Origin of the sequence: Bradyrhizobium sp. LTSPM299 (assembly GCF_000938235.1) — a bacterium.
GTDB lineage: Bacteria > Pseudomonadota > Alphaproteobacteria > Rhizobiales > Xanthobacteraceae > Bradyrhizobium.
The window spans coordinates 1-13555 of sequence record NZ_JYMU01000049.1; the positions used below are offsets into that span (position 1 = coordinate 1).

The following is a 13555-nucleotide window of genomic DNA, read 5'->3' on the forward strand; positions in this document are numbered from 1 at the left end:
CCGACGGCTCGCCCGCACCCGGTGCAAATAGCCGTAAATGTAAAGCTTCAGCAGGTCGCCCGGCGCATAGGGCGGCCGACCCAGTTCCTCGGCCGCAGCCTTCGAAAATCCCAACTCCGCAAGAGCCAGCGCATCTACAAACGCATCGATCACCCGAACCGGATCGTCGCGCCCCACCACCTCGTCCAGAACCTCAGGAAAAAGCGTCGTTTGATACCGCGACTGGCCCGTCACATGCGCCATCATAACCTCGAATCAAAGCCCGATCCCGACAACAATAGCCGATCAGGTTTTCACACAGCCTGGAAAGCCGGGACCCATAACCACAGGGTTGTGTTGTTAAGGCGCGCTGTGGCCCCAGCGTGCTCAAGCATAATGAGCGGTGGTTATGGGTCCCGGCCTGCGCCGGGACGACACCAATAGTGTGGCAGCAGCTCGCCCAGCTACTGGCTCGCCCACACGATCCGCGCGATCCACGCGACGTCTTCGGCATCGAGCATGCGATCTGGATGATCCGGATTGAGCGAGGCAAGCTCCAGCACCTTGGCGGTGCGGCGCTTCAGTTCCTTCACCATCACCTCGCCGCCTGACGTCCGCACCACCACGCGGTCGCCGCGGCGGATTGCGGTTGCCGGCGACACCACGATGATGTCGCCCTCGCGATAGGCGGGCTTCATCTGATCGCCCGCGATCTCCAGCGCATAGGCGTGCTCGTCGCTCACAGCGGGCAGCGCCACCTCGTCCCAGCCCTTTCCGATGGGAGCACCGCTGTCGTCGAAATGGCCGCTCGAGCCCGCCTGGGTGAAGCCGAGCAGCGGCACCGACTGGCCGGTGCGCCCGCCGTCACCGATCAACTGCACGAAGGTGTCGATCGAGGCGTTGGTCGCGGCCAGCGCCTTCGAGACCGATTCGGTCGACGGCCAGCGCTCGCGGCCGCCGCCGGTGACGCGTTTGGACCGGTTGAAGGTGGTGGGGTCGAGGCCGGCGCGCTTGGCGAGGCCGGATGGCGACAGGCCGGCGCGTTCGGCGAGCCGGTCGAGTGCGCTCCAGACCTGGCCGTGGGTCAGCGGTCGCGGGGCCTTTGGCTGTTTGACCATCGAGGACGTTCCCTGTGGAACTTTAGGAATTATTGCCTCAATCGGGCAGCTTCCGCAATTCTGCTCTGGAGCCGCTCCGTTCCGGAACGGCTCCAGATTCTTGTTTTGACGCGTTTTCTTCACGCGAACCGGGATCCACTTCGCTCGAAAACGCTCTCTGTGTTGCGGCTCAGCCGCTTGAGTTGCGGCGCTGCCGCCGATACGGTCGCTGGCTCGCCCGGTGTCGTCTGGGGTTATCCCCGCCAAATCCGGACAAAATCCCAAGAGACTCAAGGACAAAAGGGAACGCCAGCACGTGCCTATGATCTACAAAATCACCCCCGCTTCGGCCTGGCGCGAGGCCGAGCGGCAGGGCGTATACCGGGGCAGTGCGGACGACAAACGCGACGGCTTCATCCATTTTTCAACCGCGTCCCAGGTCGCCGAGACCGTGCGCAAGCACTACCAGGGGCAAACCGGCCTGTTCCTGGTCGCGGTCGATCTGGACGCACTCGGCGACGCGCTACGCTGGGAGCCGTCGCGCAATGACGAGCTGTTCCCGCACCTTTATGGCGAGCTCGACCTCGGTGCGGTGATCGAAATCCTTAGCCTGCGCGCCCGCTCCGACGGCGGTCACGACGTTCCGGAGCTCAAGCCGTGATTCGCGCCTTCGACGCCTTCTCGCTGCCGCTGTTGCGTTGGTTCGACGCCGAAGATGCCCATCGCATGGCGATCCAGGGCTTGAAGCTGTTGCCGCCGATCCGGCAGCGGAGCGATGATCCGAAGCTCGCGGTGCGCGCCTTCGGGCTGAACTTCCCGAATCCGATAGGCATGGCGGCGGGCTTCGACAAGAGTGCGGAAGTGCCTGACGCGCTGCTGCGGCTCGGTTTCGGCTTTGTCGAGATCGGCTCGGTGACGCCGATACCTCAGAGCGGCAATCCGCGGCCGCGGCTGTTCCGGCTTGAGCGCGACGAGGGCGTCATCAACCGCATGGGCTTCAACAATGATGGCGCGGAGGCAGTGCTGCGGCGGCTCGCCTCGCGCGCCGGCCACGGCGGCATCGTCGGCGTCAATGTCGGCGCCAACAAGGATTCGCCCGATCGCGTCGCCGACTATGTGAAGCTGATCGAGACGTTTGCGCCGGTGGCGAGCTATTTCACCGTCAACGTGTCTTCGCCGAACACGCCGGGCCTGCGCAATCTGCAGCAATCGGCAGCCCTCGACGATCTGCTGTCGCGCGTGATCGACACCCGCGAGCGGGTGCGCAAGAACGCCGGGGATTCGCCCGTCCTGCTGAAGGTCGCGCCGGATCTCAGCCTCGCCGAGCTCGATGATGTCGTGCACATCGCGCGCTCGCGCCGCGTCGACGGCATGATCGTAGCCAACACCACGCTGGCGCGGCCCTCGACGTTGCGCGAGGAGAACCGCGCCAAGGAGCAGGGCGGCCTGTCGGGCCGGCCGCTGTTTCGTCTTTCGACGCGGATGGTGGCGGAGACGTTTGTGCGCGTCGAGGGCGCATTTCCGCTGATCGGCGTCGGCGGCATCGACTCCGGCGGCGCCGCGCTGACCAAAATTCGCGCCGGCGCCAGCCTGATCCAGCTCTATTCGTCGCTGGTCTACAAGGGCATTGGCCTCGTCGAGGACATCAAGCGCGACCTGTCGTCGACCTTGCTGCGGACGGGACGCGATTCGCTCTCCGAGATCGTCGGCGCCGATGCGGCGACCATCACCGCCGAGGACTGGCCGGTGAGGTAACGAACGTCTTCCTGAAAAGAGCCGGATAGCGCGCGCCCTGTAATCCGCCGCGCGCGACGTAGAAAGCGATCATCGCGGTCCACAGTCCGGCATTGCCGAACGAGCGCGTCGCCCACCAAATGGCGAAGAAGATCGCCAGCGACAGCAGCATCAGATTGCGCATCTCGCGCGCCCAGGTGGCGCCGACATAGATGCCGTCGAAACCGAACGCGAACACGCCCGGCAGCGGTGCGAGAACAACAAACAGCAGGAAGTCGCGCGCCGCGCGGCGTACGGCATCGCTGGTCGTCATCAGGTCGATCAGGGCTGGGCCAAGCAGCGCGAACAGCACCGAAACGATGAGCGCAAAGCCGACGCCCCAGATGAGCACCAGCCGGGTCGAATCGGAAAAGCCCCTGGCGTCGCGGGCGCCAAAGGCGCGGCCGCAGAGCTGCTGGGCGGCGTTGGCGAGGCCGTCGAGGAAGAACGCCGAGACCAGCAGGAAATTGTTCAGCACCGAATTGGCCGCCAGCGTGACGTCGCCAGCGCGCGCGCCCTTCGCGGTGAAGAACAGGAACGCGACGATCAGCGCCGCGGTGCGGATCATGATGTCGCGGTTGACGGCCAGCATGCGCATCAGCTTGACGCGATCGAACAGGACCGCGCGCGGAACCGCAAAACCTGTTTGCGCAACCCGCCATGCAACGGCGATGCCGAGCGCGAATCCGACCGCTTCGGCGAGCACGGCAGCGGTCGCGGCCCCGGCGATGCCGGCTCCGGAGTAGGACACCAGAACAACGGTGGCAGCCACGTTGATGACATTGATCACGATCTGCAGCAGCAGCGCCAGATTGGCGCGGGCCTGCCCGACCAGCCAGCCGAGGATGACGTAATTGGCGAGCGCCAGCGGCGCGGACCAGATCCGGATCATGAAGTAGATCTTCGCGGCGCGTGTCACGCCCTCGCTGCCGCCCATCAGGTCGAAGGTAGCGGCCGCGAGCGGCACTTGCAGCACGATCAACGCGGTACCGATCAGGCCGGCGACAATGAAGCCGCGCACCAGGATCGCCGAGAATTCCTGCGTCTCGCCGGCGCCGAGCGCCTGCGCGGTGAAGGCCAGCGTGCTCATGCGCAGGAATGCGAACAGCCAGAACAGGCAATCGAAGATCACCGAGGCCATCGCCACGCCGCCGAGCAGCGCGGCATTGTCGAGGCGGCCGATCGCCGTGGTCGAGACGATGCCGATCAGCGGCGTGGTCAGGTTCGCGACCATCGCGGGACCTGCGATGGTGAACACCTGGCGCGACGTGATTTTTGGATGAACGGGCGCGTGCATGGCTACAATTGTGAGGGATGCAGGCTTCTATCGCGTCATCCGTCGCGCGGCCATGCTGGAATTGTTCTCAGAGCAATGTGATCGCGAAGAAGTGGGGCAGCCGACAAATCGCAATTTCATCGGCCGCACGCTCTCGTCAGCGGCCGCGCGGCGTGCCGAACAGCCGCGACAGCAGCCAGATCGGGACCACGATCACGGCGCCGAGCAGGAAGTAGCGCCAGGCCCAGTTGACCGCATCGAAGCCGAAATCCCAGATCCGCTGGAACAGCATACGGATGCTGTGGAGGATGTTCCAGGGATCGAAGCCGATGGCGGCGAGCACGACGCCGACCAGGATCGACAGCAGGATCAGCCGGAACGCCACCGCGAGCGGCGAACCGCCGAGAAAGCGGTGCAGACCGTCGGTGTTGCCGGCCGGCAGGTCTCTGACGTCGTTTTGCATCTCTGTCTCCTGGCGGAATCGCCCGCGCATTATACGTCACGGCGAGGCAGATGGGGAACCCGTGAACTGCGGTCAATGGCTGCGGAATTAACTCGCGGTCATGGTCATTAACATCCGTTCAAGCGTCTCCAGCCGGTCGGCCTCGCGCGGCGGTTTGTCCCAGCGCAGCCGGCTGATGCGGGGAAACCGCATCGCGACGCCGGATTTGTGCCGCGGCGAGCGTTGCAGTCCCTCGAACGCGACCTCCAGCACCAGGCCCTGATCCGGCTCGTGCACGACATGGCGGACGGGACCGAACTTCTCGGTGGTGTTGCGGCGGACGAAGCGGTCGATCTGCAACAGCTCCTCGTCGGTGAAGCCGAAATAGGCCTTGCCGACCGGCACTAGCTCGTCGCCCGCATCGCCACGGGTCCAGACGCCGAACGTGTAGTCGGAATAATAGGACGAGCGCTTGCCATGGCCGCGCTGCGCATACATCAGCACGGCATCGATGATGTGCGGATCGCGCTTCCACTTCCACCATGACCCCTTCGGCCGTCCCGGCAGATAGGGCGCGTCGCGCCGCTTCAGCATCACGCCCTCGACCGCGTCGGCATCGTCGCCGGCGCCGGCGCTTTTCGGATCGGCACGCGCCGCCGCCAGTTCCTCCCAGTTCGCGAACGGAACCGTCGGCGACAAATCGATCCGCGGATCGTTCAGCTTCGCGATGAAGCTTTCGAGATGCGCGCGGCGCTCCACAAACGGCAGCTCGCGCAGATCGTTGTCGTCGTCGCCCAGCAGATCATAGGCGCGCAGATGGATCGGAAACTCCTTGATCAGTTTTGGCGAGACGATTTTCCGGTTCAGCCGCTGCTGCAGCACGTTGAAGGTCTGCACCCGGCCATCGCGCAGCACCAGCAATTCACCGTCGATCGCGCCGGGCAGGTGCAGCGACGGGACAAGGTCGGGGAAGCTGCCGGTGATATCCTCGCCGGTGCGCGAATAGAGCCGCGCCTGGATCTGGCCATGCTCGTCACGGCCGGCCACCGCCTGGACGCGGATGCCGTCCCATTTCCATTCCGCGCTGAAATCGGCTGCAGTGAGATTGGCAAAGTCCGCATCCTCGATCGCATGCGCCAGCATCACCGGGCGGAATGGCGCAGGATCGCGGTTGACGGGCTTGTCGCCACGGCCTTCCAGCCACGCGAACAGGTCGAGATAGGGCGGCTTTAGCCCCGGCCACATCAGCTCGATCTCGTGCGCGTCCTTGTCGCCGAGCGCCGCCGCCGCGGTCTTGGCCAGCCGCGCCGAAATCCCGATCCGCATCGCGCCGGTGACGAGCTTTAGCAATGCCCAGCGCCCGGTCTCGTCGAGCTCATCCAGCCAGCGCGCGAGCTGCGCCGGCAACTCGGCCTTGCCGAGCGTGCGAAGTGTTGTGACGACCTCGGTGAGGGTTGGTGGGGGTGGGTTGTTGTGGGCGGGCAACTCGGCCTTCAGCCACATCAGCGCCACCGTCTCCGAGAGATCGCCGACATAGTCATACGACAACCCGAACAGCACCGGGTCGGTGCGTTCCGTGATCAGGTCGCGGATCAATCCCGGTTTGGCGTGCTTGAACGACAGCGCGCCGGTCAATGCTGCCAGCGCATAGCCGCGGTCGGGGTCCTCGGTCTCTCGGAAGTAAGCGACCAAAAGCTTGATCTTGTTGTTGCGGCCGGGCTCGTAGGCGAGGCGGTCCAGCAACTGCGCAAAACGGTTCATGCGTCGGCCTCGCCGGCGGGCTGGGCCTCGCCGGCCACTGCCTCGCCTTCATCCTCATCGCCATAGCCGACGAGATCGAGCGGCCGCGCCGAAAGACCCTTGGTCTTGCACCAATGCACCAGCGCGTCTTCCTGGCCGTGGGTGACCCAGATCTCGCCGGCGCCGGTCGCGGCAATTGTCGCGGTCAGGCCGTCCCAGTCGGCATGATCAGAGATCACCAGCGGCAGTTCGATGCCGCCCTGCCGGGCGCGAGCGCGCACCCGCATCCAGCCCGAGGCAAAGGCGGTGACCGGATCGGGAAAGCGGCGCGTCCAGACATCGGATGTCGCGCTCGGCGGCGCCAGCGTGATGGTGCCGGCCAGATCGGCCTTCTTCATGCCGCGCGCGGGCTTGAGTTCGCCGAGCGGAATGCCGCACTCCTGATAATAAGTGGTGATCTTCTCCATCGCGCCATGCAGATAGATCGGCGCGTCGTAGCCGGCCTCGCGCAGCAGCGCCATCACGCGCTGCGCCTTGCCGAGCGAGTAGGCGCCGACCAGATGCGCGCGCTCCGGAAACAGTTTGACCGACGCCAGCAGCTTCTTCACCTCATCTGCCGCATCGCCATGGCGGAACACCGGCAGGCCGAAGGTCGCCTCTGATATGAAGACGTCGCAGGGCACGAGTTCGAACGGCGCACAGGTCGGATCACGCGCGTCCTTGTAGTCGCCGGAAGCGACGATGCGGGTGTCCTTGCAGGTCACGGCAATCTGCGCCGAGCCCAGCACATGGCCCGCGGGGTGGAACGTCACGGTGACGTCGCCGAGCCTGATTTCCTCGCCGTAAGCGACCGCTTGCGTCGAGCCGGCAAAATCCTCGCCATAGCGCAGCCGCATCATGTCGAGCGTCTCTTGGGTGGCGAGAACAGCGCCATGGCCAGGGCGGGCGTGGTCGGAATGGCCGTGGGTAATCAGCGCGCGCTCGACCGGCCGCACAGGATCGATATGGAAGCCGCCGGGCTTGCAGGCGAGGCCGGCTGGAACGGGCATCAGGATGTCTTGCGGGCGCATCTCCTGTATATAGGCCGGCTTGAGCTTCGTTCGAGTCCAGACCGGTCTTTGCAAGATGCCTGCGCGCCTGTTCCTGTCCTCCGGTGATCTCGTCGCCGACCGCCGCTATGAGTTCGCGCGCGACCTGCAATTGAAGGGTGACCTGGTGGCCGCCGCGGACCTGCTCGAACAGGCGATCGAGCGCGCGCCGGCATTCGCGTCCGCCTGGTTCACGCTGGGCGAGATCCGTAAGCAGCTCGGCCAGCGCGAGGCGGCCATCGCAGCCTTTCTTGCCGCGCGCGATGCCGATCCCGGGGATCATCACGGCGCCAGCCTGCGCCTGATGCAACTCGGCGCCGAGGCTGTCAGCGCGATGCCGGCGGCCTATGTGCAGACGCTGTTCGATCAATATGCGCCGCGCTTCGAGTCAGCCCTGGTCGGCGATCTCGACTATCGCGGCCCGGCGCTGCTGTTCAAGGCCGTGCTGTCGGTGCGCGCATCCGCCAAGAAGCCGGCCTTCTTCAAGCACGCGATCGATCTCGGCTGCGGCACCGGTCTGGCGGCGGGCGCATTCGCCACGAATGTCGACCGCTTCACCGGCATCGACATCTCGTCGCGCATGATCGAGAAGGCGCGCTCGACCGGCCTCTATGCCGAGCTTGAGATCGCCGACATGCTGATGGGCATTTCGAGCAAGCCTGACGCCAGTGCGGAACTGATCCTTGCCGCGGATGCGATGATCTATGTCGCCGATCTCGGGCCCGTGCTCGCGGAGGCGAGGCGCGTGCTGGTCGCGGGCGGCGTGATTGCGTTCACAACGGAGACCCATGACGGCGAGGGCGTCATCGTCGGCGACGGGCTGCGCTACGCGCATAGCGCGGCTTGTGTCCGCGCGGCCGTTGCCGCGGCCGGGCTGATCCTGGCCCAGCTCGAAGACCTCTCGGCCCGCAACGAAGATAACATCCCGGCCCCCGGCTTGGTCGCGGTCGCGATCAAGCCGTAACCTTTCATCCTCCCCTGGAGGGGGAGGGTCGGCTCACATCGAGCGGAGCGAGAAGTGAGGCGGGGTGGGGTGAAAGTCCCACAGCACGCGCAGTGCCCGAGTGGAGGGACTTTCACCCCACCTCGCCGCTCATTGCATTCGCGTCGATCCTCCCCCTCCAGGGGAGGATGAATGTGCGACCACCGCCGTCGCGACCAAAACTTGGGTCTACACGCTACCCATTTCCCGTCCCGCGGCATTGCGCCGCGACGCCGTGACTTCGCGCTTGCCCGGCGCGAGGCGGAATGCGAGCCTGCTCCCCAGGGAGAGAAACAATGAAAAAACAGACACGGCGCCAGTTCGGCGCCACCGCGTTGTCGGCCATCGCAGCCTCCGTGCTGCCGGCGCCCTTCGTCCGGGCCGCCGATTCAAAATACGATCCGGGCGCGAGCGACACCGAGATCAAGCTCGGCCAGACCGTGCCGCATTCCGGTCCGGGCTCGCTCTATGGCGTGTTGGGGCGGGTCGGCGAAGCCTATTTCCAGATGCTGAACGAGAAGGGCGGCATCAACGGCCGCAAGGTCAAATTCCTCACCATGGACGACGCCTATAGCGCGCCGAAATGCGTCGAGGCGACACGCCGGCTGGTCGAGCAGGAGGAGGTGCTGGCGCTCTACGGCTCGCTCGGCACCGCGCCGCAGACCGCCGTGCACAAATATCTCAATTCCAAGGGCGTGCCGCAGCTGCTGCTCAACACCGGCGCCTCGAAGTGGAACGACCCGAAGAACAACAAATGGACCATGGCGGGTCTGCCGCTGTATCCGACCGAGGCGCGCATCCTGGCGAAACACGTCGTCGGTGTGAAGCCGAATGCCAAGGTCGGCATCCTCTACCAGAACGACGATTTCGGCCGCGACTTCCTCGGTCCCTTCAAGAAGGTGCTGGCCGATGCCGGGGGCACCGCGCAGGTGATCCTGGAGCAGACCTACGATCTCACCGATCCGACGGTCGATTCGCAGCTCATCAACCTCTCGAAGTCGGGCGCCGATGTCTTCTACAATATCAGCACCGGCAAGGCGACGTCGCAGTCGATCCGGAAAGTCGCGGAGCTCGGCTGGAAGCCGCTGCAATTGCTGTCGGCGGGCTCGACCGGCCGCTCGATCCTGAGCGCTGCGGGTTTCGAGAACGCGAAGGATATCGTCGCGATCCGCTATTCGAAGGAAGCCGGACCTGGCCACTGGGAGAAGGATCCCGATTCGCTGGCGTTCGAGGATCTGCGCAAGAAATATCTGCCCAATGTCGATCCCGATAACACGATCGCCTTTGCTGGCTATGGCCAGGTGGCGTCGATGGCGGAAATCCTGCGCCGATGCGGCGACGAGCTGACCCGCGCCAATGTGTTGAAGCAGGCCACCACGCTCGCGGGCTACCACTCGCCGTTTTTCCTCGACGGCGTCAATTACAGCTACACCCCCGACGACTACACACCGATGAAGACGCTCTACATCTCGATCTTCGATGGCAAGGACTGGAGCATCTCCGACAAGCCCGTGATGGAGTAGGGTTACTCCCACGTCGTCCCGGCGAAGGCCGGGACCCATTACCCCGAATGCATCTTGTGGCGTGACGCTGGGGCCGCAGCCTTCTAAATCATGGAGAGCGGTGGTTATGGGTCCCGGCCTTCGCCGGGACGACGTGGAGGGGGGCGTGGCTCCAGTGAGGCCTCCACCCTCGACGAACCCACTGCAACGACCTACCTCTTGGGCGTGTCGACGCTCGATCTCTTCTCCGTCCCGCCGTCGGAAACGGCCGACCTGCTGCCGCGCCGGTTTCGCGATTGGTTTGCCGCGCGTGGCTGGTCGCCGCGTGACCATCAGCTGGCGCTGCTGGCGAGGGCGCGCGAGGACCGCTCCGCGCTGCTGATCGCGCCCACCGGCGCCGGCAAGACGCTGGCGGGATTTCTGCCGACGCTGGTGGAGTTGAGCGGGGAGGGAGCTCTACCAGCGAGCGCCAGGGATCAGCAAAGAACAGGCCTTTTGTCCACCGGCCGGAGTGTGAAGCGCACCGGCGGCCTGCACACGCTTTACATCTCGCCCTTGAAGGCACTCGCGGTCGACATCGCGCGCAACTTGGAAACACCGGTCGCCGAGATGGGGCTGCCGATCAAGATCGAGACCCGGACCGGTGATACGCCGGTGTCGCGGCGGCAGCGACAGCGGCGCTATCCGCCGGATATCCTGCTGACCACGCCGGAGCAACTCGCGCTGCTGCTGGCTTCCGACGATGCGCCTTATCTTTTTGCCTCGTTGAAGCGGATCGTGCTCGACGAATTGCACGCGCTGGTCACCTCGAAGCGTGGCGATCTGCTGTCGCTCGGGCTCGCGCGGCTCTGGACAATCGCACCACAAGTGCGCGCCATCGGCCTGTCGGCGACCGTTGCCGAGCCCGAGCAGCTCGCGCGTTTCCTGGTGCCACAGCCGGGTGGCGAGAGCGCGTCCGCCGATGTCGTCATCGCCGGCGGCGCCGCGCCGCCTGTTGTCGAGATGCTCGACACCAGGGAGCGGCTGCCGTGGTCGGGCCACGGCGCGCGTCATGCGCTGCCCGAGGTCTACGAGCTGATCAAGCGCAACAAGACCACGCTGGTGTTCGTCAACACCCGCAGCCAGGCCGAGATGCTGTTCCAGGATCTCTGGCGCATCAACGAGGATGGGCTGGCGATCGCGCTGCATCACGGCTCGCTCGACGTCGCGCAGCGCCGCAAGGTCGAGGAGGCGATGGCGGCAGGTCGGCTGCGCGGTGTGGTCTGCACCTCCTCGCTCGACCTCGGGGTCGATTGGGGCGACGTCGACCTCGTCATCAATATCGGCGCGCCCAAGGGTTCATCGCGGCTGATGCAGCGGATCGGCCGCGCCAATCACCGTCTTGATGAGGCCTCCCGCGCGGTCCTGGTGCCGGCCAACCGCTTCGAGGTGCTGGAATGCGCCGTCGCGATCGATGCCATCGCCGAGAATGCGCAGGATACGCCGCCGCTGCGCACCGGCGCGCTCGATGTGCTGGCCCAGCATGTGCTCGGCTGCGCCTGCGGCGAGCCGTTTTTGTCGGATGAGCTCTACGCCGAGGTCAAGACCGCGGCGCCCTACGCCAACCTTGCGCGCACCGACTTCGACGACGTCGTCGATTTCGTCGCGACCGGGGGCTACGCGCTGAAGACCTATGAGCGTTTCGCGCGCATCAAGCCGAACAAGCAGGCCCGCTGGCGTGTCGCCAATCCGAAGGTGCGGCAGAGCTATCGCCTCAACGTCGGCACCATCGTCGAAGAGACCATGCTGAAGGTGCGGCTGGTGCGCTCGCGCGCCGGCGGCAGCGGTTCGACGGGCGCGATCGCGCGCGGCGGGCGGATGTTGGGCCAGATCGAGGAGGCCTTCATCGAGGGCCTCGTGGTCGCCGACACCTTTGTGTTTGGCGGCGAAGTGGTGCGCTACGAGGCGCTGGTCGAGGACCAGGTCTATGTCTCCCGCGCCAATGACAAGGACGCCAAAGTGCCGTCCTACATGGGCGGCAAGTTCCCGCTCTCGACCTATCTCGCCGATCGCGTCCGCAAGCTGCTCGATGACCGCAGTGCCTGGAACGCGCTGCCGGACCAGGTTCATGACTGGCTGTCGCTGCAACGAAAATTTTCCCGTGTGCCGGCGGCGCGGGAGCTGCTGGTCGAGACCTTTCCGCGCGGCGGCAGCCATTATCTGGTCTGCTATCCGTTCGAGGGTCGGCTCGCCCACCAGACGCTCGGCATGCTCCTGACGCGCCGGCTGGAACGAGGTCGCGCCCGGCCGCTCGGCTTCGTCGCCAATGAATATGCGCTCGCGGTGTGGGGCGTCGGCGATCTCTCCTTCATGATTCGGCACGGCAAGCTCGATCTCGACGCGCTGTTCGATCCTGACATGCTCGGCGACGACCTCGAGGCGTGGCTGGCGGAGTCGGCGCTGATGAAGCGCACCTTCCGCAACTGCGCCATCATCTCCGGCCTGATCGCGCGCCGCTTCACCGACGAGGAGAAATCCCGCCGCCAGGTGCTGTTCTCGACCGACCTGATCTATGACGTGTTACGCAAGCACCAGGCCGACCACGTGCTGCTGCGCACCGCCCGCGCCGACGCCGCCACCGGCCTGCTCGACCTCCGCCGCCTCGGCGACATGCTGTCACGCATCCACGGCCGAATCACCCACAAGGACCTCGACCGCGTGTCCCCGCTCGCGGTCCCCGTGCTGCTGGAAATCGGCCGCGAGTCAGTTTATGGCGAAGCATCCGACGAACTTCTGGCCGAAGCAGCCGAGGAACTCGTGCGGGAGGCGACGACGTAACGCTGGGAACAGGATGTGACGGCTAGCGCGCAGGCCTCGGGGGATTTGGACGACATGCGCGTTTCGACGATCACGGTCGCGGACGTCTCCTTCGTGGCCGATTTTTCCGGCGCGCTGTTCTGGGACGAGCAGCGCCTGCTCGTCGTCTCCGACTTGCATCTGGAAAAAGGCTCGAGCTTCGCCGCCCGCGGCGTGTTGCTGCCGCCCTATGACACGATCGCGACGCTGAGCCGCCTGGCCGCGGTGATCGCGCGGTACGACCCGCGCGTGGTGATCGCGCTCGGCGACAGCTTTCACGACCGCAACGCGCATGAACGGCTGTCGGATACGGACCGCGAGGCGCTGGCCGCGCTGCAGGTCCGGCGCAACTGGATCTGGATCTCTGGCAACCACGATCCGGCGCTGCCGTCCGATCTCGGCGGCGTGGTCGCAACCGAGGTCGCGATCGGCCCGATCAAGTTTCGCCACGAGCCGACCGGCGCCAGCGGCGAGATCGCCGGCCATCTGCATCCGAAGGCCCGCGTACCGACCCGCGGCCGCTCGATCGAGCGCCGCTGTTTTGCGAGCGACGGTGAACGCGCGGTGATGCCGGCGTTCGGCGCCTACACCGGCGGCCTGAGCATCCGCGACGCCGCATTCGCTAAGGTGTTCGGATCGCCCGCGTTCATGGCCCACGTGCTCGGCGACAATCGCGTGCACGCGTTCGCGGCGTCGCGGTGTTATTGAGCCCTTCTCGTCATTCCGGGGCGTGCGAAGCACGAGCCCGGAATCCATCGAGCCGCATCGCCTCTGGATGAATGGATTCCGGCTCTCGCTTCGCGAGCCCTGGAATGACGGCGGAGATTTTCGCGCGACTCAG

The 13555-nt window shown here is 65.7% G+C and carries 12 protein-coding genes; 6 read left to right on the plus strand and 6 right to left on the minus strand.

The window, feature by feature from the left end:
• Nucleotides 1-243, minus strand: a 243-nt coding sequence (locus UP10_RS23145) for a transposase (RefSeq protein WP_502692180.1), incomplete at its 3' end; no start/stop codon positions are given.
• A gap of 200 nt (nucleotides 244-443) precedes the next feature.
• Nucleotides 444-1097 (minus strand): S24 family peptidase, encoded by a 654-nt coding sequence (locus tag UP10_RS23150; protein ID WP_044589573.1) that lies wholly within the window; start codon nucleotides 1095-1097, stop codon nucleotides 444-446.
• Nucleotides 1098-1392: 295 nt separating this feature from the next.
• Between UP10_RS23150 and UP10_RS23155 the strand changes: the two genes are divergently transcribed.
• Both UP10_RS23155 and UP10_RS23160 read left to right on the plus strand, forming a co-directional pair.
• Nucleotides 1393-1737, plus strand: coding sequence for a DUF952 domain-containing protein (locus tag UP10_RS23155; RefSeq protein ID WP_197086884.1), 345 nt, complete (start codon nucleotides 1393-1395; stop codon nucleotides 1735-1737).
• Nucleotides 1734-2831, plus strand: a complete 1098-nt coding sequence (locus tag UP10_RS23160; RefSeq protein ID WP_044589575.1) for a quinone-dependent dihydroorotate dehydrogenase — start codon at nucleotides 1734-1736, stop codon at nucleotides 2829-2831. Before UP10_RS23155 ends, UP10_RS23160 begins: the two co-directional genes overlap by 4 nt.
• Here the strand turns inward: UP10_RS23160 and UP10_RS23165 are convergent.
• From UP10_RS23165 to UP10_RS23180, 4 genes are all read right to left on the minus strand, one after another.
• A complete protein-coding gene (locus UP10_RS23165; RefSeq protein ID WP_044589576.1) occupies nucleotides 2803-4146 on the minus strand; it encodes an MATE family efflux transporter in 1344 nt (447 codons plus the stop codon). The two genes, UP10_RS23160 and UP10_RS23165, sit on opposite strands and share 29 nt — an antisense overlap.
• A 136-nt stretch (nucleotides 4147-4282) precedes the next feature.
• A complete protein-coding gene (locus tag UP10_RS23170) occupies nucleotides 4283-4588 on the minus strand; it encodes a DUF6460 domain-containing protein (protein WP_044590054.1) in 306 nt (101 codons plus the stop codon).
• Between the two features lie 87 nt (nucleotides 4589-4675).
• A complete protein-coding gene (locus tag UP10_RS23175) occupies nucleotides 4676-6328 on the minus strand; it encodes a cisplatin damage response ATP-dependent DNA ligase (protein ID WP_044589577.1) in 1653 nt (550 codons plus the stop codon).
• Entirely contained in the window at nucleotides 6325-7377 is a 1053-nt protein-coding gene (locus UP10_RS23180) for a ligase-associated DNA damage response exonuclease (RefSeq protein WP_044589578.1), read from the minus strand. Before UP10_RS23180 ends, UP10_RS23175 begins: the two co-directional genes overlap by 4 nt.
• 55 nt (nucleotides 7378-7432) lie before the next feature.
• On the opposite strand from UP10_RS23180, the gene UP10_RS23185 reads away from it, so the two are divergent.
• From UP10_RS23185 to pdeM, 4 genes are all read left to right on the plus strand, one after another.
• On the plus strand, nucleotides 7433-8359 hold the full coding sequence (locus UP10_RS23185) for a class I SAM-dependent DNA methyltransferase (RefSeq protein WP_044589579.1): 927 nt from the start codon (nucleotides 7433-7435) through the stop codon (nucleotides 8357-8359).
• Nucleotides 8360-8673: 314 nt separating this feature from the next.
• Nucleotides 8674-9900, plus strand: a complete 1227-nt coding sequence (locus UP10_RS23190; RefSeq protein ID WP_044589580.1) for an ABC transporter substrate-binding protein — start codon at nucleotides 8674-8676, stop codon at nucleotides 9898-9900.
• Nucleotides 9901-9990: 90 nt separating this feature from the next.
• A complete protein-coding gene (locus UP10_RS23195) occupies nucleotides 9991-12696 on the plus strand; it encodes a ligase-associated DNA damage response DEXH box helicase (protein WP_082077227.1) in 2706 nt (901 codons plus the stop codon).
• Between the two features lie 54 nt (nucleotides 12697-12750).
• The gene (pdeM, locus tag UP10_RS23200) at nucleotides 12751-13422 is read left to right on the plus strand and encodes a ligase-associated DNA damage response endonuclease PdeM (RefSeq protein ID WP_044589581.1); all 672 of its coding nucleotides are present in this window, start codon (nucleotides 12751-12753) and stop codon (nucleotides 13420-13422) included.
• Nucleotides 13423-13555 lie beyond the last annotated feature (133 nt).